This window comes from Pseudomonas eutrophicaquae (genome assembly GCF_023544715.1).
Classification (GTDB): domain Bacteria; phylum Pseudomonadota; class Gammaproteobacteria; order Pseudomonadales; family Pseudomonadaceae; genus Geopseudomonas.
The window spans coordinates 1-26,190 of the sequence record NZ_JAMJEZ010000008.1; the positions used below are offsets into that span (position 1 = coordinate 1).

Genomic DNA, 26,190 nt, shown 5'->3' on the forward strand with positions numbered 1-26,190 from the left:
CGGGGAGTACTTGGTGGATTTCTTCATGGCTCCATCCTCTCAAAGGTTGGAGCCTCCGGGAAACTCGGGGCGGTTCAGGTGGCACAGCACCGTGCATTCAGTGCGTACGAAAGCAGGGTCCAATCGCTGCCAGGCATTGAACTGGGGCGCCTGAACGAAGGCGAAGACGAGATATGGTTGCGGCTAGAACGGCTCCACGAGTCCCGCCCACCGAGTGTGGAAGAGCCTCTTTTGAGTCTGTGGATCAGCTTGAGTGCCTCTCCGGACATTTCGCCCCGTCTGCTTGATCAGGTTCTGCGCGAAGACCTGATCGCAATAGTGATGCTGACAACCGAGGTTGAGCCTAATACGTCTGTTCCGGTCGAAACTGCCACCCAGGAAACTCCAGTCCCTGCGCAAATCGCGCTGAAAGAATATGAGCTGGCGGACATAGTGAATCGACAGCTGGAGACCTACCTCCGGGAGCAGTGGACGCCGTGGGCTGAGCAGGAGCGGCTGCGGCGCAAGAGCATTGCGCTGTACTCGGAGCTGTTCCTGCTTGCGCAGGAAGTGCAGGGGAATTTGGGGGATACCAAGCTCGAACTCGTGTGGGGCCTAGCGGTCGCTACCTGGCAGAATCCACAGGTTGGCAGAATCGAATATCCGCTGATCACAGTGGGTGTTGAGTTGAGTGTGAATGAAAAGACCATGGCCATTGAGATTCGGCCACGCACCAACGAACCACGCCTTGAAGTCGATGCGTACATGGCGGCCGATGTGTCTACAGTAGGGGCATGGAATACCAAGGCCAAGGAGTTCTTTAAATCGAGCGAACTGCCGATTAGTCCGTTCGAACCATCCACATTCGAGCCTGTCACCAGGATGGCGTCCACGCTGCTTGATGCAGAAGGCGTCTATGTGCCCGCCATGGCAAATCTGGAGGACCGGAGCGTACCCAAGGCCAGCGAACATCTTGCCGTGACTGACACTTGGGTGCTGTTCGCTCGCCCGCGCGACAGCAGTCTCTTTGTGAAAGACCTTGAGCGGTTCGAAGCGCGTATGCAGGACAGTCCGGAGCTGCCACCGGCGTTGAGCGCCATCCTCCATGAGCCGGCGGATGCCGTTGATGAAACGCCACTGCCAGCCTATCGCGGGCTGTCACCGGTTCCGAGCGGTAATGAGACTGGGCTGGTTAAGGAGTTGTACTTCCCGAAGCCTTACAATGACGAGCAGGTGCAGATTATCCAGCGACTGGAAGCCAGCGACGGTGTTGTTGTTCAGGGTCCCCCCGGGACTGGCAAGACTCATACGATTGCCAACGTGATCTGCCATTACTTGGCCAATGGCAAGCGTGTGCTTGTCACCTCTATGAAAGATCCGGCGCTGGCGGTGCTGCGCGACAAAATACCGGAAGACATCCGCCCGTTGGCGATCAGTCTGCTGAGTAGCGAAGCTGACGGCATGAGGCAGTTCCAGTTCTCGATCGAGCGTATCGCGGCCGAGGTGCAGCGCATCGACCGGGCGGCCTACACCCTAGAGATCGGGCAGATTGATGGTGACATAGACCAGCATCACGCCCAGTTGGCGGCCATCGACTATCAGATTCGAGACTGGGCGGCAAAGAACCTGTCGGATATCCGGTTGGAAGAGGAAGTCATTCGCCCCATAGAGGCGGCCCAGGCCGTGGCCGGTCAGCAGGAGGCCCTGCAGTTGATTCCAGACCGCCTCGGTATCGAAGCGGCGTTTCGCCCGCAATTCGATGCCCAGGATCTGCTGGCCCTGCGCGAAGCTCGCCAGCAAGTCGGTGAGGCTATCGCCTATGTCGGTCAAAGGTTACCCACGCTGGAAACCTTTCCGGAAGTCCAGCATGTTCTGCAATCCCACCTGGATTTGGCAGACGAAGCGCAGCTGCGGCAGAAAGAGTCGGCCGGTGAAGTGCCGCGCCTGAATGGGGAGGGCACGGCCGTCCTTGAGCGCCTTAACAATGTGCTGGCGCGAGTCGCACAGTTGCGTGACATGCAGTCGAAGCTGGCGGACGAGGCGCACTCTTGGATTCCTAAGATGCAGGCTTGCCTGCGAACCGGCGAGACTGCAGATATCTTGGGCATGTTGCGCGAGCTGCTGCCCGCGTTCGAGGAGCTTTCCGGCGAGCGCAAGGATTTTGTCGCTCGGCCGGTAGAGGTGCCTTTCGAGTGCGTGGACGGCGACGAGATTGGGCGGGCCATCGTGAATCTGGCTGAAGGCCGACGGCCGTTCGGGATCGCTGGATGGCTCGGTAAATCGGCGCAGAAAGACAGGCTCGACAGTATTCGCATTCTGGGATCCAAGCCGCAGTCGGCCGATGAGTGGGGCTTCGTGCTGCGCTTCCTGCGTTTCCAGGCGCGCTGCATTGTGCTGATCAAGCGCTGGAATGCCTTGGCGAGCGAATTGCCACTGCCGTCGTTTGCGATCCAGCCGCAGGCTTTGGTAGAGGCCGTGCGTGTGATCGATCTGTTCACGTTGCTTGAAGAGGCGATCATCTTGGCCAGGGAACTGGCCAGCGATCTGCAGGCGCTATTGCCGGGCTGGGCTGAAGCATGTCAGTTCGAGTCCGATCCGGTCGTCCAGGCACAGGCTGAACAGTACATTCGCCATCATCTGACCCGCTCACGCCTGGCCAACGCCTGGGCAATTAAAGAAAAACTGCATCACCAGCTCGAAGGGTGCGAGGGTGAGATTTCGGCGCGCCTGCGTGCCTTCATCAGTGAGTCCTTGGGCAATCCGGGCCTCACCAGACCCTCGTTCCAAGAGCGATGGACGCAGCTGCTCGACCAACTCCATCAGGTTCTGGCGCATCGCGATGCCTTGGGCACCATCGAGCGTGTCACCACGCAGATCAAGTCCTCGGGAGCCCCGCAGTGGGCCGCGCAATTGCGCCAAACGCCGAGCGCAGTGCATGTCGATCCGCTTGTGCCGGGTAATGCACTGCAGCTTTGGCGGTTGCAGCGCTTGGCCTGCCACCTTGATGCCATCGACGGCCGTCACGAGCTGAAACGTCTATATGCTTTGCGCCAAGAGCATGAGCGCGATCTGGCGCGGCTATATCAGGACGCGGTGGTGAAACGCACCTGGCTGCGTCTTGCCGAGAATGCCACGCCTAAGGTCAAGGCGGCGCTCGAATCCTATCGCGCTGCCATTCGCCGGATCGGCAAGGGAACCGGCGTGAGGGCTGGGCGCTACCGCAAGGATGCACAGGAAGCTGCTGAAACCGCCAACACTGCCATTCCCTGTTGGATCATGCCGCATCACCGCGTTTCGGAAAGCCTGCCGGTCGAGTTCGGCCTTTTCGATCTGGTCATCATCGATGAGGCCTCTCAGTCGGATCTGACAGCTTTACCATCCCTGCTGCGGGCGAAGAAGGTGCTGATTGTCGGCGACGACAAACAGGTTTCCCCGGATGGGATCGGTTTGGAAGAAGAGCGGATGAAGGGGATGATCAACCTGTACTTAGGCAACCAGGTCGCCCTGTACCGCCCGCAGATGACACCGGATCGCTCGATATACGATCTATTCAAGGTGGCCTTTGCCGAGAGCGCCGTCATGCTACGTGAGCATTTCCGATGTGTGGCCCCGATCATCGAGTATTCGCGACAGCAGTTCTACAAGGGCGAACTTAAGCCCCTGCGCCTGCCAACGTTATCCGAGCGGCTGGACCCACCACTGATCGATCTGCGTGTGCTTGATGGCGTGAAGCAGGGCAAGGTGAACAAACCAGAAGCCCATGCAATCGTCGATGAAGTCCGCCGGATCGTCGAGGCACCGGAGATGGCCGGTCGCACCATCGGCGTGGTGTCGCTGCTAGGTGCGGAGCAGGCGCGGCTAATCATGGAGTTGCTGTCCTTGGAGCTGGGGGAAGAGATCATTGCTCGCTTCCAGATCAATTGCGGCGATGCCCGCACCTTTCAGGGCAAGGAGCGGGACATCATGTTCCTGTCGATGGTCTCCTCCCGGGGAGATGTGCATGCGCAGACCCGGGAGAACATGCAGCAACGCTTCAACGTGGCAGCCTCGCGTGCCCGGGATCGCATGTACTTGGTGCGCAGTGTGGATCTTGACGACCTCAGTCAGGCTGACTCGCTACGGCGCGGTCTGATCCAGCATTTCGAAACGCCTTTCGCCCGTGACGAGGTGGAGGTGGCCGATCTTCGCGGACGCTGCGAGTCTGGCTTCGAGCGAGATCTATACGATGTGCTGACCGAACGCGGCTACCGGGTGACGCCGCAGGTGGTCGTCGGCGCCTACCGCATCGACCTAGTGGTTGAAGGCGACAACGATGGGCGATTGGCGATCGAATGCGACGGCGACCGTTATCATGGGCCGGATGTCTGGGATGCTGACATGCGTCGTCAGCGTATTCTGGAGCGAGCCGGCTGGCGGTTCTGGCGCTGCTTCGCCTCGGCCTATACCTTGCGACGACAGGCAGTGCTCCAAGACCTCTTCGACACACTGGAGTCTATGGGCATCGGCCCATCGCAAGGGCAGGATGCTGCACCTAGCATGCACGTCGAGCGCCGGAGCGTCTTCGGCTTTCCTTCCGCTAGGGAGCCCTACGATCTCATTGGCATGGCTGAAACTCAGACGTAGTTGTTGGAGGACAGTCCCGTGGAAGCTCATTCCGGCGCCGTCTGAGCGGCAATAGTGGCGTGCTGTGCCTGCAGTCCTATTGAGCAGGTGTTACAGCATCAACCCCATGTAGTGGTCAAGCCATCCCGGACAGTGGGTTAAGCTTTTTCTCGGCAACGGCAGGCGGCAGCCCCTCATTGGCCTGATGCGGTCTGAGCCAGTTGTATCGATGCATCAGATAATGGCTGATGTCCCGCTGCGCCTCTCTGGCAGTTATGTAGCCTGTCGACGGTATCCATTCTGTTTTCAGGCTGCGAAACAGCCGCTCCATTGGGGCGTTGTCCCAGCAGTTGCCGCGTCTACTCATGCTCTGCTGCATCCGGTAGCGCCACAGCCGCTGCCGGAACAGGCGGCTGGCGTATTGGCTGCCCTGATCCGAGTGGAACATCACCTGCTGCGGTCTGCCACGCTGTTCGTAGGCCATATCGAGCGCACGGACAGCCAGCTCTGCATCCGGCCTGTCGGAGAACGCCCAGCCGATAACGCGGCGAACGTGAAGATCCAGTACCACGGCTAGGTAATGCCAGCGGCCCTGGGCCCAGACGTAGGTGATGTCACCGCACCAGACCTGGTTGGGGTGTTCGACAGAGAACTCGCGGTTCAGCAGGTTCGGAATGTCGGGGCGCTCGACCGTCGCGTGCTTGTAGGCATGAGAGCCAGGCTGCTTGCTGACGAGCCCCAGCTCACGCATCAGGCTGCGCACCTGGAAACGTCCGATCACCACGCCATCCTCGCGCATCATGCCCAGGATGCTGCGGCTGCCCGCAGCCCCACGGCTCTCGCTGAACAGCTGGTAGACCTGGCTACGCAGCGCCACACGTCGCGCATCGACGCGGTGCCGTCGGGCACGATGGGCGTAGTAGCAGGAGCGTGCTACATCAAAAGCTGAACAGACCATTTCTACCGGCTCCTGCTCACTCAACTGGTCTATCAGCGCGTACGTTCGAACTCGTCTGACATCAAGAGAGCAGTAGCCTTTTTTAGAATCGCTTTCTCCCGCTCCAGCCGGTTGATCCGGGCTTCCAGCTCCTGGATCTTTTGCTGCTCGGGTGTGAGCGCTTTGCTCTGCGGGGTGATGCCGTTGCGCTCCTGCTGGAGCTGCTTGATCCACCGGCGCAGGGCGGAGTCCACCAGTCCCAATGATTGGCTGGCCTCGGCCACGGTGTAACCCTGATCCAGAACCAGGGTCGCGGCCTCGCGCTTGAACTCGGCGGAAAATGTACGTCGCTGCTTGCTCATCAGACACCTCTCTAACGGCGAGGATTTTCGCCTAAATCGGTGTCCGGGATCAGTAGACCACTACATCCCGAGTCTGCCGGTGTGGCGACAGGGCTGCATTGCTGTGTCTGCCAAGTGCTTGTCTGCCTGTGCCATGCGGTGGGTGATTGCCTCGGGGCCGGCTGTAGCTTTTGCCGCGATCCCCTAGGTATAGTCGCGTTTTTCCGGCGATATCCCTTCCCGTCATGACTTCCCTGACTCCCCTGGCCAACCTGATCGAGCGCTTTCAGGCGCAGACGCCCATCCGCGCCAGTTCGCTGATCGTTACCGTGTATGGTGACGCCATCGAGCCGCATGGCGGTGCGGTGTGGCTGGGCAGCCTGATCCAGCTGTTCGAGCCGATGGGCATCAACCAGCGGCTGATCCGCACCTCGGTGTTCCGTCTGACCAAGGACGGCTGGCTGAAGGCCGACAAGGTCGGCCGGCGCAGCTACTACAGCCTGACCGGCCCCGGCCGGCGGCGTTTCGAGAAGGCCTTCAAGCGCATCTACAGCAGCGCGATGCCGGCCTGGGACGGCACTTGGTGTCTGGCGGTGCTGTCCCAGCTGGAGGCCGACAAGCGCAAGCAGGTGCGCGAGGAGCTGGAGTGGCAGGGTTTTGCCGCCCTGGCGCCGACCGTGCTGGCCAGCCCGCGCTGTGACCGGGTCGATGTGACGGCCACCTTGCAGGAGCTGGAGGCGCTGGACGACACCATCCTGTTCGAGACCACCGCCCAGGAGGTGCTGGCCTCGCGGGCGCTGCGCCTGCAGGTGCGCGAGAGCTGGAAGATCGACGGCCTGGGCGCCCATTACCACGAGTTCATCCAGCTGTTTCGCCCGCTCTGGCAGGCGTTGCGCGAGCAGGCGTCGCTCGATCCGCAGGACTGCTTCCTCGCCCGCACCCTGCTGATCCACGAGTACCGCAAGCTGCTGCTGCGCGATCCACAGCTGCCCGACGAGCTGCTGCCCGGCGACTGGGAGGGCCGTGCGGCGCGCCAGCTGTGTCGCAACATCTACCGGCTGATCTACGCACCGGCCGAGCAGTGGCTTAATCAGGTGCTGGAAACCGCCGACGGACCGCTGCCGGAGGCGGGCGAGAGCTTCTACCAGCGCTTTGGCGGGCTGCGCTGATACGAATCGCCGGGTCCTAGCGGCTCACCCAGCGCTGGCGCAGTACGCCGCTCAGGGCATCCACGCCCAGCACCAGCAGCAGCATGGCGAGGATCACCGTGGCGGCCTGGGCTTCCTGGAACAGGCTCAGGCTCATGTAGAGCATCTGCCCAAGGCCTCCCGCGCCGACGAAGCCGAGCACGCTGGCCATGCGGATGTTGTTTTCCCAGCGATACAGCGAATAGGCCATCAGCTGCGGCCAGACGCCCGGCAGGGTGCCGTAGCAGAACGCCGCGATGCGCCCGCCCCCGGCCAGCCGGATCGCTTCGGCCGGTTCGGCCGGGGTGTTCTCCAGCGCCTCGGCAAACAACCGGCCGAGTACCCCGGCGGTGTGCAGGGCCAGCGCCAGGGTGCCGGCATTCGGGCCGAGCCCGGCAGCCAGCACCATCAAGGCCGCCCAGACCAGTTCGGGAATCGCCCGCAGCGCGTTGAGCAGCAGGCTCGCCGCCTGGCGGGCCAGTGCGCCGCAGCGCCCGCTGCCAGGCAGCGCGAGCAGCAGGCCGAGCAGCGCCGCCAGCAGGGTGCCGAGCGCCGACATGGCGAGGGTTTCCAGCGCGCCACGGCCGATGGCGCGCAGGTGCGCGGTGGAGAAGTCTGGACTCAGGAAGCGCCCGGCGTACTCGCCCATCAGCGCCAGGCCCTCGGCTCCGAACAGCCCGGCAAAATCCAGCTCCAAAAAGGCGAAGGACGCCACCACCGCCACGCCGATGAGCAGTAGCAGGAGCAGGCTGGCGGCGCGCTGGCGCAGCGACGGGGCAGGCATCAGGTAAGCCTCGCGCGCAGCAGGCGACTGAGCTGGTCAGCGAGCAGCACCAAGAGCAGGAAGGTCAGCAGCATGCTGGCCACCTCGCCACCGGCGAACATGCGCATCGACAGGTCGATCTGCTGGCCAAGACCACCGGCGCCAACAAAGCCCATCACCACCGAGGCGCGGATCGCGCACTCCCAGCGGTACACGCTGTAGGAGAGCATCTCGGCGCTGGCGTTGGGCAGGATGCCGTAGGCGAAGGCCGCCAGCCGGCCGCTGCCGGCACCGAGCAGGGCGCGCGCCGGGCGTTGATCGACCGATTCGAAGATTTCGGCATAGACCTTACCGAGCATGCCGCTATAGGTGATGGCGATCGCCAGCACCCCGGCGCTCGGGCCAAGGCCGACAGCGCGCACGAACAGCAGCGCCCAGACGATCTCCGGCACGCTGCGCAGGATGATCAGCAGGCCGCGCACCGGCCAGCGCAGCAGCCGTGCCCAAGGGGCTGGCACGCCGCCGCGGTGCAGCGCCGAGAGCGACAGGGCGCGGCTGGCCAGCAGCGCGGTAGGCACGGCGAGCAGCAGCGCCAGCGCCATGCCGGCGGTGGCGATGGCCAGGGTTTCCAGGGTGGCGCGAAGCAGCAGGGCGAGGAACTCGCCGTCGTGGGCGGGGGGCCAGAAGTCGGCGAGGAAGCCACCCATGGTCTGCAGGTTGCTGCGATCGAGCAGCACACCGGGGTTCAGCTCGCTGAGGGCAAGGCCGGGCCAGAGCAGCAGCACGGCGAGCATGCTCAGCAGCAGGCGCGGCAGGGCGGCGGGGTCACGGATTGGGGTATTCATCAGCAGCGCGGGATCTGCAGCATGGGCGCGGCCGGCGCCACGGCGGGCGCTGGCGTCTGCAGCTGTTCGTTGGTGTAGAGGGCATCCAGCTCGGCGCGGCCGACTTCGCTGGCCGGGCGGTCGAAGGCGATGCGCCCGTCGCGCACGCCGATGATGCGCTGGAAGTGGCCGAGGGCCAGCTCCACCGCATGCAGGCTGGCCAGCAGGGTGATGCCGCCCTCGGCCGCCTCGCGGTTGAGCAGCGCCAGGGTATGCCCGGCGAGTACCGGGTCCATCGCCGAGACCGGCTCGTCGGCGAGGATCAGCGCCGGCTCCTGGTAGAGCACCCGGGCGATGCCGACCCGTTGCAGCTGGCCGCCGGAGAGCTGGTCGCAGCGCGCAAACAGCTTGTCGGCCAGATCGAGGCGGGCCAGCGCATCGCGGGTGCCGTGGCGGTCCAGCGGGCAGACGAGGTTGAGCAGCGCCCGGCCCAGCGACCATTGACCGAGCCGGCCGGCGCCGACGGCGGTGATCACCCGCTGGCGCGGCGGCAGCGGCGGCGCCTGGTGGATCAGGCCGATGCGTGCGCGCAGGCGCTGGCGCGCACGCGGTGGCAGCGCCCAGGGCGTACTGCCGAGCAGCTCGAACTGGCCGCCGGTGGGACGCAGGGCGGTGGCCAGCAGGCGCAGCAGGGTGGTCTTGCCGGCGCCCGAAGGGCCGATGATCGCCACCCGCTCGCCGTGCGCGACGGCAAGGTCGATGTCGTGCAGGGCCGGTGCGCCGTTGGCGTGGGTCAGGCCCACGCCAGACAGGCGCAGGGTCACTTCAGCAGACCCGCCGAACGGGCGGCTTCCTCGATGCTGGCGTAGTTTTCCGCACGGGTCTCGATGAAGCGGCTGGCAGCCTGCAGGTCGAGGATCGCCTTGTGCTCCGGGTTGGCCGGATCGAGGGCCAGGAAGGCGGCCTGGATCTTCGCACTCAGCCCGGCGTCGAGGCCGCCGCGCACCGTCCAGTTGTAGTCGTAGTAGGTGGGGGTGGTGGCGAAGACCTTGACCTTGTCGGTATCGACCTTGCCGGCGGCGACCAGCTTGTCCCACACCGAGGCGTTGAGCACGCCGGCATCGGCCTTGCCGGCCTGCACCCAGGCGGCGGTGGCGTCATGGGCGCCGGAGTAGGCCACGCGGCTGAAGAATTCCTCGGGCTTGATGCCGTCCTTGAGCATGAAGAAGCGCGGCATCAGGCTGCCGGACGTGGACGACACCGAGCCGAAGGCGAAGGTCTTGCCCTTGAGGTCAGCCAGCGATTTCACTGCCGGATCGGCGCTGATGAACTTGCTGGTGAACACTTCGTCCTGCTCGCGCTGCACCAGCGGGCGGGCCTCGGCGTCCTTGAGGTGCAGCTGGACGAAGGTGAAGCCGCCCAGCCAGGCCAGGTCGATGCGGTCGCTGGCCATCGACTCGACCACGGCGGCGTAGTCGGAAACCGGCACGAACTTCACTTCCATGCCCAGTTGCTGCTCCAGGTAGGCACCCAGCGGCTTGAACTTGCGCAGCAGTTCGGTCGGCGCCTCGTCGGGGATCGCCGAGACGCGCAGCACGTCGGCGGCCTGGGCCATGAGGGCGGACAGGGACAGGGCGACGCCGGCAGCGACGGCCAGGGTTTTCTTGAGCATGGGGTTTCTCCGGTTCAATGGCGGAAAAAAGGGGAAGTCGTGTGCGGGAGCGGAGTATAGAGAGGTCGCGGCGGCACACCAAGGCTGGCGTGCCGCCGCGCCCCTCAGGCGTTGCGGCGGGCGTTGCGCTGGCGCAGGTAGTCGAGCACGGCGGCCTGATCGCCACTGAACTCGATGCGGGGCGCCTTGCTTTCGCGCTGGTAGACGTACATGGGGTCGTAGTATTCGACCAGCAGCCCCTCGATCCAGGCGCGGTGGCCATCCACCGCAGCGCTGCGCAGCTGCTCCTCCAGCGCCGCATCCATCAGCGCGGCCAGGCGCTGGTAGCGCTCGCCGCCGAGCCGCTTCTGGATGTTGCCAAGGCTTTGCCGCAGGCGCTCGGCGAAGGCCGGCAGCCCTGCCTCCTCGCCATGCAGGGCGACGAACTCGGCGGACAGATCGATCACATAGTCGCCCAGGATGCGCTCGATGCGCCCTTCCAGGCTGTCTTCCAGCCAGACCAGCGGATAGTCCTGCATGCCCAGATGCAGCGGCAGCGGCAGCGAGCAGCGACCGATCAGCCGGCTTTCGTCCTCCAGCACGAAGGCGCTGCGGCCGGCGGCACGCTGCTTGAGCAGGTCGATGGCCAGACGGTTCTCGAAGTCGATCTGCGCCGGCTGCTCGCTGGCATGCCGGCCAAAGCTTGAGCCGCGGTGGTTGGCGTGCCTTTCCAGATCGACGGCGTTGTCCAGCTGCGCCAGCACCTCGGTCTTGCCGGTGCCGGTCATGCCGCCGACGATCACGAAGTCGCATTCGGTCACGGCCGCTTCGAGGGTTTCGATCAGGAAATGGCGCATCGCCTTGTAGCCGCCGAGCACGCGCGGATAGTCGATGCCGGCTTCCTCGCGCAGCCACTGCTGGGTGATCTGCGAGCGCAGTCCGCCGCGGAAGCAGAACAGGTAGCCCTCGGGGTTGGCGCGGGCGAAGGCCGCCCAGGCGGCGATGCGCTCGGCTTTGAGCGTACCGCGCACCAGCTGGTGACCGAGGGCGATGGCCGCGTCCTGACCCTGCTGCTTGTAGCAGGTGCCGACCTTCTGCCGCTCGATGTCGTTCATCAGCGGCAGGTTGACGCTGTGGGGGAAGGCGCCCTTGCCGTGTTCGACCGGGGCGCGCACGTCCATCAGCGGGATATCGTTTAGGAAGATCGCGCGGTAGTCGGCGCTGTTGGCTCGCATCAGTACACCTCCACCGCGTGACGCTGTCGGGCGACCAGTTCGCCGATCGGCGCCAGCTGCAGGCCCAGCTCGGCGGCCACGGCGAGGAGCTCGGCCTCGCCCTCCGGGGTGACGGCAATCAGCAGGCCGCCGCTGGTCTGCGGGTCGCAAAGCAGCAGCTTCTGCGTCTCGTCGAGAGGGGCGATACGCTCGCCGTAGCTGTCGAAGTTGCGCAGGGTGCCGCCCGGTACACAGCCCTCGGCCAGATAGTGCTCGACGCCGGCGATGCGCGGCACGGCAGCGGCCTTAAGGCGCGCGGTCAGGCCGCTGCCGTCAGCCATTTCCACTAAATGGCCGAGCAGGCCGAAGCCGGTGACATCGGTCATCGCCGTCACGCCGGCCAGCTTGCCAAAGCGCGCGCCGGGCTTGTTCAGGGTGCACATCCAGTCACGGGCGAGATTCGCATCCTCGGCGCGCAACTTGCCCTTCTTCTCGGCGGTGGTGAGGATGCCGATGCCCAGCGGCTTGGTCAGGTACAGGCGGCAGCCTTCGCTGGCGGTGTCATTACGCTTCATGAAGCGCTTTTCGACGATGCCGGTGACCGCCAGGCCGAAGATCGGCTCGGGGGCATCGATCGAGTGACCGCCGGCCAGCGGGATGCCGGCGGCATCGCACACCGCGCGCCCGCCACGGATCACCTCGCGGGCCACTTCCGGAGCCAGCACATTGACCGGCCAGCCGAGGATGGCGATGGCCATCAGCGGGTCGCCACCCATGGCGTAGATGTCGCTGATCGCGTTGGTCGCGGCAATGCGGCCGAAATCGAAGGGGTCGTCGACGATCGGCATGAAGAAGTCGGTGGTAGACACCACGCCACGCTCCTCGTCGATGGCGTAGACCGCCGCATCATCACGCGAGGCATTGCCGACCCAGAGCTTCGGGTCGAGGTGCTGCGCCCCGCTGCCGGCGAGGATCACCTCCAGCACCTTGGGGGAAATCTTGCAGCCGCAGCCGGCGCCGTGGCTGTACTGGGTGAGGCGGATCGGTTCGCTCATGGAGGCACTCCGGGGTGGGTCGCGATAGGTGGCGATTCTAGCAAAGCCTCCCGGGTGGCTGGCGGCGTGCGGCGGGATAGGCCATATGTCCAATGGGCGGGCGATGCTTGCGCTCAATCATGTATCGCTTTTTGGGGATTTGGTGTGCCAGGAGCAGACAAGGTTTGCAGTATTTGGCGATATTGGCCCAATTATTGGCTGTTTTTGCCGAACAAGGTGCCTAGTGTGTGCAGCCTGTTAGGGCTTTAAAGGGATACTGGAACAGAAATATTTTTTCTTGAACTGTATCCCTTTTTGGGTATGCTCGAGGCGTTGGCTCGTCCCCGCGATGCCCGCGTGCTGATCAGAGCCGAAGAGCCCTAAAGCCGTTACAAGAATAATTCGGGAGCACCCCTATGAAACGCCTCAAGCTGGCCGCGCTGGTCGCCGCCATTGGTTGCGCCTCCTCCCTGCAGGCTGCCGAGACCTACACCCTCAAGTTCGGCCACTTCCTGCCGTCCACCTCGTATCAGCATACCCAGATGTTCGAGCCGTGGTGCGCCAAGCTCAAGGACGAGTCGGCCGGTCGCCTGCAGTGCCAGATCTACCCGTCGATGCAGCTGGGCGGTACACCGGCCAAGCTGGCCGACATGGTGCGCAACGGCGTGGCGGACATTGTCTGGACCGCACCGTCCTACTCGCCGGGCAAGTTCCCGCGCATCGAGGTGCTTGAGCAGCCGTTCCTGATGCCCTATGGCTCGCGCAACAGCGATCCGATCATCTGGAACTTCTACCAGCAGTACGCCAAGGATGACTTCAAGGGCTACAAGGTGCTGTCCATGCACGGCGATGGCGGCATGGGCTTCCATACCCGCAGCAAGGCGGTCACCAGTCTGGATGACCTCAAGGGCATGAAGCTGCGCGCGTCCAACCGCGCCTCCTCGCTGCTGGTCGAATCGCTGGGTGCCGCGCCGGTGAGCATGCCGCCGCCGCAGATGACCGAGTCGCTGTCCAAGGGCGTGATCGACGGCGTGCTGTTCACCTGGAGCACCATCCGCGATGTGAAGATCGACGAGGTCACCCGCTACCACAGCGCCTCGCCGGAAGGCGCTCCGGCGCTGAGCAATACCGTCCTGACCATGCTGATGAACCCGAAGAAGTTCGACAGCCTGCCCAAGGATCTGCAGGAAATCATCGAGCGTAACAGCGGTGATGCCCTCAACGACCTGATCAGCGGCGTGTGGGACCAGCAGATGGACGCCTCGATCAAGGCCACCCCGGCCGAGCAGATCGTGCCGATCAGTGCGGACAACTACGCCGCCATGCAGAAGGCTGCCGAGCCGGTGGCGCAGAACTGGGTCAAGGAAGTCTCCGCCAAGGGAATCGACGGCGCGGCCCTGCTGCAGGGCGCGCGTGATCTGGCGACTGCCCAAGCCCAAAACCGGTAATTCATCATGGCCGAATCGCTTTCCTTCGAAGGCGGCCAGGAACTGCAACGCGGCCCCCTGGGCCGCGTTCTGTATCAGGCCTGCCGAATCTGGGCACTGGCTGGAGGCGGCGTACTGCTGGCGCTGATCGGCATGTCGCTGGTGTCGATCATCGGCCGCAAGCTGTATGCCGCCCCGGTGCGCGGCGACATCGAGCTGATGGAGATGGGCGCGGCAATCGCGATTGCCAGCTTCCTGCCGATCTGCGAGATGCGCGGGCTGCACCTCAAGGTCGATACCTTCACCCTGCGCGCCCCGCAGTGGATGCAGACCGGGCTGGATGTGATCGGCCATGGCCTGTGCCTGCTGGCGGCGCTGGTCCTCGCCTGGCGGACCGCCCTGCAACTGGGCGACACCCTGACCTATGGCGATGTCTCCACCCTCTTGACCATCCCGCTGTGGATTCCGCTGGCACTGATCGTGCCCAGCCTGTTGCTGCTGGCGCTGGCCAGCGCCTGGCGCATCACCCACTGTCTGGCACCCGGAGGTCGTCCATGAGCGGTCTGACACTTGGCCTGATCGGTCTGGCCATCACCCTGACCCTGCTGGCGCTGCGCGTACACATCGGGGTGACCATGCTGATCGGTGGGACGGCCTGTTTCCTAGCCGTGAATGCCGGCGACTGGAATGCGCTGCTCTACACCCTCAACAATCTGGCCTACTCGCGTCTGTCCAACTACGACCTGGCGGTGATTCCGCTGTTCGTGCTGATGGGTCAGTTTGCCACCCATGGCGGCCTGTCGCGGGCGATCTTCCGCTGCGCGGCGGCGTTCATCGGCCACCTCAAGGGCGGCATCGGCATGGCGGCGATCGGTGCCTGTGCAGGCTTCGGGGCGATCTGCGGCTCCTCGCTGGCCACTTCGGCGACCATGAGCCATGTGGCGCTGCCGGAGCTGCGCCGCCACAACTATTCCGGCCGTCTGGCCACCGCCACCGTGGCGGCCGGCGGCACCCTGGGCATCCTGATTCCGCCGTCGGTGCCGCTGATCATCTACGCGGTGCTGACCCAGGAGTCGATCGCCAAGCTGTTCGTTGCGGCGGTGATTCCCGGCATCCTCGCGGTACTTGGCTACATGGTCGTGCTGCGCATCATGGTGGCCCGCGAGGGCGGCCATGATCACGAGCTGGAAAAGGCCAGCGCCGGTGAGCGCCTGCGCGCCACGCTGAATGTGCTGCCGGTGGTCGGGGTCTTTCTGGTGGTGATCGTCGGCATCTACGGCGGCTGGTCCAACCCCACCGAGGCAGCGTCGATCGGCGCGGCGGCCTGCGGCATCCTCGCGGTCCTGCAGGGTGGCATGCGCTGGGAGGGGATCAGCAAGAGCCTCCTGGGCACCGCCGAGACCACCGCGATGATCTTCCTGGTGCTGCTCGGTGCCGATCTGCTCAATTCGGGGCTGGCGCTGACCCAGATGCCCAACGAGCTGGCTGAGTGGGTGAAGAACAGCGGCATGGCGCCGATGCTGGTGCTGGCGGCGATCCTGATTACCTACCTGCTGCTTGGCTGCGTGATGGATTCGCTGGCGATGATCCTGCTGACCATCCCGATCTTCTACCCGATGATCATGGGTCTGGACTTCTTCGGCATGGATGCGACCGAGAAGTCGATCTGGTTCGGCATTCTCGCGCTGATGGTGGTGGAAATCGGTCTGGTGACGCCGCCTTTGGGCATGAACCTGTTCATCGTCCAGCGCGCCGCCGGCAACGTGCCGCTGGCCGAGACCGCCCGTGGTGTACTGCCGTTCATCACCTCGGATCTGCTGCGCATCGCGCTGCTGGCGCTATTCCCGGGCATCAGCCTGTGGCTGCTGTCCTTCTGATCCGCAGCGCCTGAAACGCCAAGGCCCCGCCGGTGCTGCCGTGCGGGGCCTTGTTTTTTGCCGGGCGGTGCTGAGATTCAGACCGCGACATCCGCCTTGATGTGCGGGTGGGCCTGGTAATTCAGTAGCTCGAAGTCCTCGAAGCGGAAGGCGAACAGATCCTTCACCGCAGGATTCAGGCGCATCTGCGGCAGCGGCAGCGGCTCGCGGGACAGCTGCAGATCGGCCTGCTCCAGGTGGTTGCTGTACAGGTGGCAGTCGCCGCCGGTCCAAATGAACTCACCGGGTGCGAGGTCGCAGACCTGCGCCACCATCAGGGTCAGCAGCGCGTAGCTGGCGATGTTGAATGGCACGCCAAGGAAGATGTCCGCCGAGCGCTGGTAGAGCTGGCAGGAGAGCTTGCCGTCGGCGACATAGAACTGGAACAGCGCATGGCAGGGCGGCAGGGCCATCTGCTCGACCAGCGCCGGATTCCAGGCCGAGACCATCAGCCGCCGCGAGTCGGGATTCTGCTTGATCATCGCGATCAGGTTGGCGATCTGATCGATCGACTCGCCATTGGGCGCTGGCCAGCTGCGCCACTGGTAGCCGTATACCGGGCCTAGCTCGCCGTGCTCGTCGGCCCACTCGTCCCAGATGCGCACGCCGTTGTCCTTCAGGTAGCGGATGTTGGTGTCACCCTTCAGGAACCACAGCAGCTCATGGATGATGGATTTGAGGTGGCATTTCTTGGTGGTGACCAGCGGGAAGCCGGCGGCCAGATCAAAGCGCATCTGGTGACCGAACACGCTCAGGGTGCCGGTGCCGGTCCGGTCGCTCTTGAAGGTGCCGGTCTCGCGCACGCGGCGCATCAGCTCAAGGTACGGTTGCATCGAAGGCTCCTCAGGAACGCGCAGCGCGCTGGTAGGCAAACACGATCAGGCCGATACCGCCGAGGATCATCGGCAGGCTGAGCAGCTGGCCCATGGTCAGCCAGCCGAAGGCCAGGTAGCCAAGTTGGGCATCGGGCACGCGGACGAACTCGACTAGGAAGCGGAACAGCCCGTAGCAGGCGGCGAACAGCCCGGACACCGCCATGGTCGGGCGCGGTTTGCTGGAATACAGCCAGAGGATGGCGAACAGCGCCACGCCTTCCAGGGCGAACTGGTAGAGCTGCGAGGGGTGGCGGGCGAGCTGCGCGGGGTCGCTCCAGGCCGGGAACAGCATCGCCCACGGCAGATCGGTCGGCTTGCCCCACAGCTCGGCATTGATGAAGTTGCCGATCCGCCCGGCACCCAGACCCAGCGGCACCAGCGGGGCGATGAAGTCGAGCAGCTGGAACAGGCTCTTGCCGTTGCGCTTGCCGAACCACCAGGTGGCCAGCATCACGCCGAGAAAGCCGCCATGGAACGACATGCCGCCTTCCCAGAGGCGCAGCAGCGACAGCGGATCGGCGAGAAACTGCGCGAAGTTGTAGAGCAGCACATAGCCAAAGCGTCCGCCGAGGATCACCCCGCAGGCCACCCAGAACACCAGGTCAGAGAGCTTGTCACGGCTCCAGGCCGGGTCGAACTGCGCCTGCCGGCGGGTCGCCAGCCACCAGGCGCCACCGATACCGACCAGGTACATCAGGCCGTACCAGTGGATCTTCAGCGGGCCGAGGGCGAGGGCCACCGGGTCGATCTGCGGGAACAGCAGCATGGTCACTCCTCGGGAATCAGAGCAGGAAGTTCAGGCCAACGCCGAGCAGCAGCAGGGCGAACAGGCGCTTGAGCAGGCGCGCCGACAGCTTGTGGGCCAGCTGGGCGCCAAAGCGGGCGAAGATCATTGAGGTGGCGGCGATGCCGAGCAGTGCCGGCAGGTAGACAAAGCCGACGCTCCACTCCGGCAGCGCGCTGGCATCACGGCCCAGCCACATAAAGCTCAGCGCGCTGGTCACGGCAATCGGCAGGCCGCAGGCCGCCGAGGTGGCCACTGCCTGCTGCATTGGTACGCTGCGCCAGGTCAGGAACGGCACGGTCAGCGAACCGCCGCCGATGCCGATGATCGCCGAGGCCCAGCCGATCACCCCACCGGCCGCGCCCAGCGTGGCTTGGCCTGGCACCGTATGGCTGGCCTTGGGTTTGAGATCCAGCGCCATCTGCGCAGCCATGACCAGGGCGAACACGCCGATGATCTTCTGCAGCAGCGGGCCTTGCAGCAGGGTGGCGGTAAAGCCGCCCAGCACGCTGCCGGCGAGGATGCCGACGGTCAAGGAGCGGAAGATCGGCCACTGCACCGCGCCACGTTTGTGGTGGGCGAGCACCGAATTGATCGAGGTGAAGGCGATCGTGGCCAGCGAGGTGCCGACTGCCAGGTGTGTCAGCACCTCCGGGGCGACGCCCTGGGCCTGGAAGCTGAACACCAGCACCGGGACGATGATCATCCCGCCACCGACCCCGAACAATCCAGCCAGTACGCCGGCGGCGGCCCCCAGCAGCAGGTAGAGAAGAAATTCCATGAAGCCTCCATCACAAAGGCGGCATGGTAGCGGATGGCTCGGGGGTGCTCCAGTTGCGCGCGCCCGTCACGCGTCCGGCAGATCAGCCCGGCAGGCTGCCGCTGGGGTTCAGCATGCGCGCCAGACCCTGCTCGCGCAGGGTCTGCAGCAGCAGGGCATGAATGGCCTGCGGATGATCCAGAGCGAGGATCTGCTTCAGCAGGTCGCGGGTCTGGGCGAGCGACAGCTGGCGCAGCAGCCACTTCACCTTGGGCAGGTTGGTGGCGTTCATCGACAGCGAATCAAAGCCCATGGCCATCAGCAGCGCGGCCGCCGCCGGATCGCCTGCCATCTCGCCACAGATGCTCACCGGCGTGCCGACACCGTGGGCATCATCGACCACCCGCTTCAGCGCCTGCAGCACCGAGGGGTGCAGGTAGTCGTAGAGGCTGGCGACTCGTGGGTTGTTGCGATCGACCGCCAGCAGGTATTGGGTCAGGTCGTTGGAGCCGACCGAGAGAAAATCGACCCGGCGGGCCAGCTCGCGGATCTGGAACACCGCGGCAGGGATCTCGATCATCACCCCGACCGGCGGCATCGGCACATCGACGCCTTCCTCGCGGACCTCGTTCCAGGCCCGCGCCAGCAGGCGCTGCGCCTCTTCCAGTTCTCCCAGACCGCTGATCATCGGCAGCAGGATGCGCAGGTTCTCAAGGCCGACGCTGGCCTTGAGCATGGCGCGCGCCTGCACCAGGAAGATCTCCGGGTGATCGAGGGTGACACGGATGCCGCGCCAGCCGAGGAACGGGTTGTCTTCCTTGATCGGGAAGTAGGGCAGCGCCTTGTCGCCGCCGATGTCCAGGGTGCGCATGGTCACCGGCAGCGGGTGGAAGGCCTCGAGCTGCTGGCGATAGATCGCCGCCTGCTCCTTTTCGCTCGGGAAGCGCTCGTTGGTCATGAACGGCACTTCGCTGCGGTACAGCCCGACGCCCTCGGCGCCGCGCTCCTGGGCGCGGGCGACATCGGCAAACAGTCCGGTGTTGACCCACAGCGGCATGTGATGACCGTCGAGCGTCTCGCAGGGCAGGGCGCGCAGCGCGTCCAGGCCCTGATTGAGCTGGCGCTCCTCCTCGGCGATTTCGGCGAACTGCCGGCGCAGGCCGGCCGAGGGGTTGGTGAACACATCCCCGCGGTAGCCATCGACGATCAGCTCAAGGCCATCGACCATGTTGTAGGGCAGATCGACCGCGCCCATCACCGTCGGCACGCCCATGGCGCGGGCGAGGATCGCCACGTGGGAGTTGCTGGAGCCGGTGACCGAAACCAGGCCGATCAGCTTGCCGGGCGGCACCTCGCCAAGCATCGCCGGCGACAGCTCCTCGCTGACCAGAATGGTGTTGTCCGGGTAAACCAGCGCCTGCTGGCGGGCTTCCTGCAGGTAAGCGAGAATGCGCCGGCCGATGTCCTTGATGTCCGAGGCGCGCTCGCGCAGGTACTCGTCATCCATCAGCTCGAAACGCTGCACATGGCCGTTGACCACCTGGCGCAGCGCGCCCTGGGCCCACTGGCCGGTTTCAATCACCCGCACCACTTCGCCGGCGATCGAGGCGTCATCCAGCATCATCAGGTAGACATCGAACAGGGCGCGCTCTTCCTGACGCAGCTGGCTGGCCAGGCGCGCCGACAGGGCGCGCATGTCGCTGCGCACCGCCTCGATGGCGTTATAGAAGAAGGCGATTTCGCCGTCGATGTCCTCGACGGCCCGATCCGGCACCACTTCAAGATCGGCCGGCGGCAGCACCACCACGGCGGTGCCCAGCGCCACGCCGGGCGAGCCTGGCACCCCGACGAAGCGGGTGTCAGGGGTGGCCTTGCCCTGCTTGCCGAGACCGCGGATCGAGCCGGTGGCCTCGGCATGGGCGATCACCCCGGCGAGCTGGGCGCTCATGGTCACCAGGAAGGCTTCCTCGCCTTCATCGAACTGGCGGCGCTCTTTTTGCTGCACCACCAGCACGCCCATCACCCGGCGGTGGTGGATGATCGGCGCACCGAGGAACGAGGCGTAGCGCTCCTCGCCGGTTTCGGCAAAGTAGCGGTAGCGCGGGTGGCTGGAGGCATCTTCGAGGTTGAGCGGCTCCTCGCGGCTGCCGACCAGGCCGACCAGCCCTTCATCGGGGGCCATGCTGACCCGGCCGATGGCGGCCTTGTTCAGGCCCTCGGTGGCCATCAGCACGAAGCGCTGGCTGGCCGGATCGCACAGGTACACCGAGCAGACCTGAGTGCTCATGGCGGCGCGCACCCGCTCGACGATGATCGTCAGGGCGGTGGTGAGATCCTGGGCCGAATTGACCTCCTGGATGATCTTGCGCAGCGTGTTGAGCATGGTCAAAGGGCGGCGCTCCTGTGCGTCGTGCGGTCAGTCAGTCACGGTTGGGCAGGCGTGGGGCCAGTTCGCGCAGCGCGCGGCGGTAGACCTCGCGCTTGAAGGACACCACCTGGCCCAGCGGGTACCAGTAGCTGACCCAGCGCCAGCCATCGAACTCGGGCTTGCCGGTGACATCCATGCGCACCCGCCGCTCATCGCCGGTCAGCTGCAGCAGGAACCACTTCTGCTTCTGGCCGATGCACAGCGGCTGGCTGTGGGTGCGTACCAGACGCTGCGGCAGGCGGTAGCGCAGCCAGCCGCGGGTGCAGGCGAGGATGCGCACATCGGCCGGCAGCAGGCCGACTTCCTCGTTCAGTTCGCGAAACAGCGCCTCTTCCGGCGACTCCTTCGGGTGGATGCCGCCCTGGGGGAACTGCCAGGCATCCTGATTGATGCGCCGTGCCCACAGCACCTGGCCGACCTCATTGGCGAGGATGATGCCGACATTGGGTCGGAAGCCATCGGAATCGATCACGGCGGGGTACCTCGGATACAGATATCCCCGGATTGTTCCACAAAGCCGGCGACAGCGGCAACGCGAACGGCGCGCCCGCCGGGCAGGCTGGCACGCCTGTTGCGTGTGGGTGCGCCTCAGCGCGCCTGGCCGGCGAAGCGGCCGAGGAACAGCTGGTAGGCCGGATCGCTGCTCTCGTCCCAGTAGGGGTAGCCGATCGCATCCAGCGCCTGGATCAGGCCCGGCAGCTCGCTGTCGGTCACCTGCAGGCCGACCAGCACGCGGCCGTCGGCGGCGCCGTGGTTGCGGTAGTGGAACATCGAGATATTCCAGCGCCCGCCGAGCTTATTAAGGAAGTTGAACAGCGCCCCGGGCCGCTCGGGGAACTCGAAGCGGAACACCCGCTCGTTCTCCGCCCCCGGCGCATGGCCGCCGACCATGTGGCGGATGTGCAGCTTGGCCAGCTCGCTGTCGGTCAGATCCAGCACCGGGAAGCCCTGCTCGCGCAGCGACTCGACCAGCAGCTCGCGTGGGTCGTTCTCCGGGTGGGTCTGCACGCCGACGAAGATCTGCGCCTCATCGGGGGTGTTGTAGCGGTAGTTGAACTCGGTGATCGAGCGCTTGCCGAGCGCCTGGCAGAACGCCTTGAAGCTGCCGGGCTTCTCGGGGATGGTCACCGCGATGATCGCCTCGCGCTTCTCGCCGAGCTCCGCGCGCTCGGCCACATAGCGCAGCCGGTCGAAATTGATGTTGGCGCCCGAGTCGATCGCCACCAGAGTCTGCCCGCTGATGCCCTCGCGCTCGACGTAGCGCTTGATCCCCGCCACACCCAAGGCGCCCGCCGGCTCGGTGATCGAACGGGTGTCGTCGTAGATGTCCTTGATCGCCGCGCAGATCTCGTCGGTGCTGACGGTGATCACCTCATCGACATAACGGCGGCAGACCTCGAAGGTGTGCTGGCCGATCTGTGCCACGGCCACGCCATCGGCAAACAGCCCGACCTGGCTGAGCACCACCCGCTCGTCAGCGGCCATCGCCGCGCGCAGGCAGTCGGACTCCTCGGGCTCGACACCTATCACCTTGATGTCCGGGCGCAGGTATTTGACGTAGGCGGCGATGCCGGCGATCAGCCCGCCGCCGCCAACCGGGACGAAGATCGCATCCAGACGCCCCGGATGCTGGCGGAGGATCTCCATGGCCACGGTGCCCTGCCCGGCGATCACATCCGGGTCATCATAGGGATGGACGAAGGTGTAGCCCTTCTCCTCAACCAGCTTCAGGCAGTGGGCCAGCGCCTCGGGGAAGGCCTCGCCATGCAGCACCACCCGAGCGCCGCGGGCGCGCACGGCCTGCACCTTGATCTCCGGGGTGCTGCGCGGCATGACGATGATCGCCTTGATGCCGAGTTTCTTGGCTGCCAGTGCCAGCCCCTGGGCGTGGTTGCCGGCTGAGGCGGCAATCACCCCGCGGGCTTTCTCCTCCTCGCTGAGGCCTGCGGCCTTCTGGTAGGCACCGCGGATCTTGAAGGAGAACACCGGTTGCAGATCCTCGCGCTTGAGCAGGATCTGGTTGCCGAGCCGCTCGGACAGGCTGCGCGCGCTGTCCAGTGGGGTTTCCACCGCCACATCGTAGACGGGCGAGGTGAGCATCTTCTTGACGTACTGTTCGAGCATTGGGGCAGCCGCAGGCGGGGTGGGGCAGGGTGCGGCGAGTCTACTCCGCTGCCTGCGCCCGGCCAACCACTGCGCCGAATTGCCGGGGGCAGGCGGTATAATGCCAGCCAACTTTCACCCAACCTTGCGCGGAATACCCATGAACCAGGATCAGCTCAAACAGGCCGTGGCCCAGGCTGCTGTCGATCACATCGCCCCGCGGCTGGAGCGGCGCAGCATCATCGGCGTCGGCACCGGCTCCACCGCCAACTGCTTCATTGATGCACTGGCCAAGATCCGCGATGACTTCGATGGCGCGGTGGCCAGCTCCGAAGCCACCGCCGCGCGGCTGAAAGCCCACGGTATCCCGGTCTATGACCTCAACAGCGTGGTGGATCTGGAGTTCTACGTGGATGGCGCCGACGAGGCCGATGCGCACCTGCAGCTGGTCAAGGGCGGTGGCGGAGCGCTGACACGCGAGAAGATCGTTGCCGCGGTGGCGCGCACCTTCATCTGCATTGCCGACCAGAGCAAGCTGGTCGAGCGCCTCGGCACCTTCCCGCTGCCTGTCGAAGTGCTGCCGATGGCGCGCAGCTTCGTGGCCCGCGAGCTGGTCAAGCTGGGCGGCGATCCGGTGTATCGCGAGGGCGTGATCACCGACAACGGCAACGTGATTCTCGATGTGCATAACCTGCAGATCGGTGATGCCGTGGCGCTGGAGCAGGCGATCAACAACATCGTCGGCGTGGTCACCAATGGTCTGTTTGCTGCGCGGCCGGCGGATCTCTTGCTGCTGGGCACCGCCGAGGGCGTGCAGCGGCTGAGCCGCTGAGTGCGCCATCCGCAGGCTGCCTGCGCCAGGCGGCCTGCGGTCGCGGTCAGTTCGACGCCTTGCTGAACACGTAGAAGCGGTTGGGCTCACCGACCAGATAGATGTTGCCGTCCAGATCCATGGTCACCCCCTCGGCCTGCTCGATGCTCTGGCTCAGGCCATTGAGACCCTTCCACAGACTGAGGAAGCTGAACGGACGGCCCTGACGATCCAGCTCCAGCAGCAGGCGCGACTCATCGGAGAGTAACAGGGTATGCCCGCTGCGCGGATCGATGGCTACCGAGGACAGATCGCGCAGTGGCAGGTGCTGCAGATTCAGCGTAGCCAGTGCGCCTGGCGCACCGTCCTCGCCGGGGAACGGCAGGCTGAACAGATCGTAAGGGTCGCGCTCCTTGGCCAGCAGCAGGCTCTGGGTCAGGGAGTTCCAGGCCAGCCCCTCAAAGCCTTTATTGCCGGCCTCGGCAAAGCCCAGCTCGTAGACGGGCAGCAGGGCTAGATCAATGATAGTGGTGTCGGGCGTGAGGCTGAAGACGGTCAACAAGTGACGCCGCTCATCGACGATCACCAGCCGGCCATCATCCAGCGCTTCGACCGCTTCCGGATCACTGAAGCCTTGCAGGCGGATCCGGCGCAGCACCACGCCGCGGGTGGTGAATTCCACCAGGTGCGGATTCTGGCCGGTGACGGTGAACAGCGTGCCGGTCAGCGGATTCCAGGTCAGCCCGGAGGTTTCATCCTCCTCAAGGCCCGGCAGGCGGGTTTCCAGTGCCAGCCGGTAGTCCGGCAGCCAGATCCCGGCAGCGCGCTGCGGCGCCTCGACCTGGCGCTCCTGCCAGAGCAGACGCAGCTGGTCATCCCAGTGCAGAAGATGCCCGGCAACCAGCACGCCCCCGCTCAGGATCAGCAGCAGAGCGAGCAGCAGGCGACGGTACGGAAAGCGGCGGGTAGGCATGGGCAGACTCGGGCAACGGGAAGGGATGCACCGTACCCGTGCCGCCTTAACGGCAGATGAAGACACCGGGTGGGCAGGGCGCCCACCCGGTCAGGCTCAGGCGAAGATCTTGCCCGGGTTCATGATGCCGTTCGGGTCGAACACCGCCTTGACCGCTTTCATATAAGCGATTTCGGCCTCCGAGCGGCTGTAGCCCAGGTAATCGCGCTTGGTCATGCCCACGCCGTGCTCGGCGCTGATCGAGCCGTTGTACTTCTCGACGGTCTCGAACACCCAGGTGTTGACCGTGGCGCACTTGGCGAAGAACTCTTCCTTGGCCATGGCATCGGGCTTGAGGATGTTCAGGTGCAGGTTGCCGTCGCCAATGTGGCCGAACCAGATGATCTCGAAGTCCGGGTAATGTTCGCCGACGATGGCGTCGATTTCCTTCAGGAACGCCGGCACCTTGGATACGGTGACCGAGATGTCGTTCTTGTACGGGGTCCAGTGGCTGATGGTCTCGGAGATGTACTCGCGCAGCTTCCACAGGTTCTGCAGCTGCTGCTCGCTCTGGCTCATCACCCCGTCCAGCACCCAGCCCTGCTCGACGCAGTGCTCGAAGACTTCCAGCGCGGCGTTGGTCAGCTCCTCGTTGGCGGCCTCGAACTCCAGCAGCGCGTAGTACGGGCAATCGGTTTCGAACGGGGCCGGCACATCACCACGTGCCAGCACCTTGGCCAGTGCCTTGTCGGAGAAGAACTCGAAGGCGGTCAGATCGACCTTGCCCTGGAAGGCGTGCAGCACCGGCATGATCGAGTCGAGATCCGGGGCGCCGAGCACCATCGCGGTGAGGTTCTTCGGCGCGCGCTCCAGACGCATGGTCGCCTCGACCACAAAGCCCAGGGTGCCCTCGGCGCCGATGAACAGCTGGCGCAGGTCGTAGCCGGTGGCGTTCTTGATCAGGTCGCGGTTCAGCTCGAGGATGTCGCCTTTGCCGGTGACCACCTTCATGCCGGCCACCCAGTTGCGGGTCATGCCGTAGCGAATCACCTTGATACCGCCGGCATTGGTGCCGATGTTGCCACCGATCTGGCTGGAGCCGGCCGAGGCAAAATCGACCGGATAGTACAGGCCCTGCTCCTCGGCGAAGTTCTGCAGCTGCTCGGTGATCACCCCGGCCTGGCAGACCACGGTGCGGTCGAAGGCATTGAACTCGACAATCTTGTTCATGTAGTCGAAGGCCACCACCACCTCGCCGTTGGCGGCAACGGCGCCGGCGGACAGGCCGGTGCGCCCGCCCGAGGGCACCAGCGCGACCTTGCGCTGATTGGCCCAGCGCACGATGGCCTGCACTTCCTCGATGGACTTGGGGAAGGCGATGGCCAGCGGCGCCGGGGCGAACTGCTTGGTCCAGTCCTTGCCGTAGGCATCCAGGGAGGCGGCGTCGGTCAGCACCTTGCCGGGCTCGACCAGGGTCTTGAGTTCTTCGATCAGGGCAGCTTGGGTCATCTGCGGAAATCTCGGGCGGTTCATGGTCACCCTGAGCAGGCTTCATGCTCGGGGATGGGGCGTTTCGCGGGGGCGCTATGTTAGCATATGCCC

At 65.1% G+C, this 26,190-nt stretch carries 21 protein-coding genes; 6 read left to right on the plus strand and 15 right to left on the minus strand.

What is annotated here, in order from left to right:
• The first annotated feature begins 231 nt into the window (after window positions 1-231).
• A complete protein-coding gene (locus MXC11_RS05290; RefSeq protein ID WP_250006256.1) occupies window positions 232-4,602 on the plus strand; it encodes an AAA domain-containing protein in 4,371 nt (1,456 codons plus the stop codon).
• Between the two features lie 115 nt (window positions 4,603-4,717).
• Here the strand turns inward: MXC11_RS05290 and MXC11_RS05295 are convergent.
• Window positions 4,718-5,880 (minus strand): IS3 family transposase gene (locus MXC11_RS05295; RefSeq protein ID WP_250006258.1). Its coding sequence is split into 2 segments (ribosomal slippage): window positions 4,718-5,625 and window positions 5,625-5,880, totalling 1,164 coding nucleotides; the frame shifts between segments, so codons are not numbered across the junction.
• A gap of 224 nt (window positions 5,881-6,104) precedes the next feature.
• Between MXC11_RS05295 and paaX the strand changes: the two genes are divergently transcribed.
• Window positions 6,105-7,028 (plus strand): phenylacetic acid degradation operon negative regulatory protein PaaX, encoded by a 924-nt coding sequence (paaX, locus tag MXC11_RS05300; RefSeq protein ID WP_250006260.1) that lies wholly within the window; start codon window positions 6,105-6,107, stop codon window positions 7,026-7,028.
• A gap of 16 nt (window positions 7,029-7,044) precedes the next feature.
• Here the strand turns inward: paaX and phnE are convergent, their stop codons facing one another.
• The 6 genes from phnE to selD all read right to left on the minus strand — a co-directional run bounded on the left by phnE (window position 7,045) and on the right by selD (window position 12,553).
• A complete protein-coding gene (gene phnE / locus MXC11_RS05305) occupies window positions 7,045-7,830 on the minus strand; it encodes a phosphonate ABC transporter, permease protein PhnE (protein ID WP_250006262.1) in 786 nt (261 codons plus the stop codon).
• Complete coding sequence (locus MXC11_RS05310) at window positions 7,830-8,654, minus strand: PhnE/PtxC family ABC transporter permease (protein WP_462938102.1); 825 nt, start codon at window positions 8,652-8,654, stop codon at window positions 7,830-7,832. Before MXC11_RS05310 ends, phnE begins: the two co-directional genes overlap by 1 nt.
• A complete protein-coding gene (locus MXC11_RS05315) occupies window positions 8,654-9,457 on the minus strand; it encodes a phosphonate ABC transporter ATP-binding protein (RefSeq protein ID WP_250006264.1) in 804 nt (267 codons plus the stop codon). The genes MXC11_RS05310 and MXC11_RS05315 overlap by 1 nt, the downstream gene beginning before the upstream one ends.
• Window positions 9,454-10,305 carry a putative selenate ABC transporter substrate-binding protein gene (locus MXC11_RS05320; protein WP_250006266.1) on the minus strand — a complete coding sequence of 284 codons (852 nt, stop codon included), beginning with the start codon at window positions 10,303-10,305 and terminating at the stop codon, window positions 9,454-9,456. The genes MXC11_RS05315 and MXC11_RS05320 overlap by 4 nt, the downstream gene beginning before the upstream one ends.
• A 104-nt stretch (window positions 10,306-10,409) precedes the next feature.
• Window positions 10,410-11,519 (minus strand): tRNA 2-selenouridine(34) synthase MnmH, encoded by a 1,110-nt coding sequence (gene mnmH / locus MXC11_RS05325; protein WP_250006268.1) that lies wholly within the window; start codon window positions 11,517-11,519, stop codon window positions 10,410-10,412.
• A complete protein-coding gene (gene selD, locus MXC11_RS05330) occupies window positions 11,519-12,553 on the minus strand; it encodes a selenide, water dikinase SelD (protein WP_250006270.1) in 1,035 nt (344 codons plus the stop codon). The genes mnmH and selD overlap by 1 nt, the downstream gene beginning before the upstream one ends.
• A 395-nt stretch (window positions 12,554-12,948) precedes the next feature.
• Between selD and MXC11_RS05335 the strand changes: the two genes are divergently transcribed.
• The 3 genes from MXC11_RS05335 to MXC11_RS05345 are packed head-to-tail and all read left to right on the plus strand — an operon-like array spanning window position 12,949 to window position 15,836.
• Window positions 12,949-13,980 carry a TRAP transporter substrate-binding protein gene (locus MXC11_RS05335; protein ID WP_250006272.1) on the plus strand — a complete coding sequence of 344 codons (1,032 nt, stop codon included), beginning with the start codon at window positions 12,949-12,951 and terminating at the stop codon, window positions 13,978-13,980.
• Window positions 13,981-13,986: 6 nt separating this feature from the next.
• On the plus strand, window positions 13,987-14,517 hold the full coding sequence (locus tag MXC11_RS05340; protein ID WP_250006274.1) for a TRAP transporter small permease: 531 nt from the start codon (window positions 13,987-13,989) through the stop codon (window positions 14,515-14,517).
• On the plus strand, window positions 14,514-15,836 hold the full coding sequence (locus MXC11_RS05345) for a TRAP transporter large permease (protein ID WP_250006276.1): 1,323 nt from the start codon (window positions 14,514-14,516) through the stop codon (window positions 15,834-15,836). The genes MXC11_RS05340 and MXC11_RS05345 overlap by 4 nt, the downstream gene beginning before the upstream one ends.
• 77 nt (window positions 15,837-15,913) lie before the next feature.
• Here the strand turns inward: MXC11_RS05345 and MXC11_RS05350 are convergent, their stop codons facing one another.
• From MXC11_RS05350 to ilvA, 6 genes are all read right to left on the minus strand, one after another.
• On the minus strand, window positions 15,914-16,708 hold the full coding sequence (locus MXC11_RS05350; RefSeq protein WP_250006278.1) for a thymidylate synthase: 795 nt from the start codon (window positions 16,706-16,708) through the stop codon (window positions 15,914-15,916).
• A 10-nt stretch (window positions 16,709-16,718) separates the two neighbouring features.
• The gene (gene lgt / locus MXC11_RS05355) at window positions 16,719-17,516 is read right to left on the minus strand and encodes a prolipoprotein diacylglyceryl transferase (protein ID WP_250006280.1); all 798 of its coding nucleotides are present in this window, start codon (window positions 17,514-17,516) and stop codon (window positions 16,719-16,721) included.
• Between the two features lie 16 nt (window positions 17,517-17,532).
• Window positions 17,533-18,315, minus strand: coding sequence for a sulfite exporter TauE/SafE family protein (locus MXC11_RS05360; protein WP_250006282.1), 783 nt, complete (start codon window positions 18,313-18,315; stop codon window positions 17,533-17,535).
• Between the two features lie 82 nt (window positions 18,316-18,397).
• Entirely contained in the window at window positions 18,398-20,677 is a 2,280-nt protein-coding gene (gene ptsP, locus MXC11_RS05365; RefSeq protein WP_250006515.1) for a phosphoenolpyruvate--protein phosphotransferase, read from the minus strand.
• 37 nt (window positions 20,678-20,714) lie between these two features.
• Window positions 20,715-21,194, minus strand: a complete 480-nt coding sequence (locus MXC11_RS05370) for an RNA pyrophosphohydrolase (RefSeq protein WP_250006284.1) — start codon at window positions 21,192-21,194, stop codon at window positions 20,715-20,717.
• Between the two features lie 116 nt (window positions 21,195-21,310).
• On the minus strand, window positions 21,311-22,846 hold the full coding sequence (gene ilvA, locus MXC11_RS05375) for a threonine ammonia-lyase, biosynthetic (RefSeq protein ID WP_250006286.1): 1,536 nt from the start codon (window positions 22,844-22,846) through the stop codon (window positions 21,311-21,313).
• A gap of 139 nt (window positions 22,847-22,985) precedes the next feature.
• Here ilvA and rpiA point away from each other — a divergent pair, with 139 nt between their 5' ends.
• On the plus strand, window positions 22,986-23,657 hold the full coding sequence (rpiA, locus tag MXC11_RS05380) for a ribose-5-phosphate isomerase RpiA (RefSeq protein WP_250006288.1): 672 nt from the start codon (window positions 22,986-22,988) through the stop codon (window positions 23,655-23,657).
• A gap of 46 nt (window positions 23,658-23,703) precedes the next feature.
• On the opposite strand, the gene MXC11_RS05385 is transcribed toward rpiA, so the two are convergent.
• Both MXC11_RS05385 and MXC11_RS05390 read right to left on the minus strand, forming a co-directional pair.
• Window positions 23,704-24,609 carry an SdiA-regulated domain-containing protein gene (locus MXC11_RS05385; protein WP_250006290.1) on the minus strand — a complete coding sequence of 302 codons (906 nt, stop codon included), beginning with the start codon at window positions 24,607-24,609 and terminating at the stop codon, window positions 23,704-23,706.
• Between the two features lie 96 nt (window positions 24,610-24,705).
• Window positions 24,706-26,097, minus strand: a complete 1,392-nt coding sequence (locus MXC11_RS05390) for an FAD-binding oxidoreductase (protein ID WP_250006292.1) — start codon at window positions 26,095-26,097, stop codon at window positions 24,706-24,708.
• Window positions 26,098-26,190: the final 93 nt, after the last annotated feature.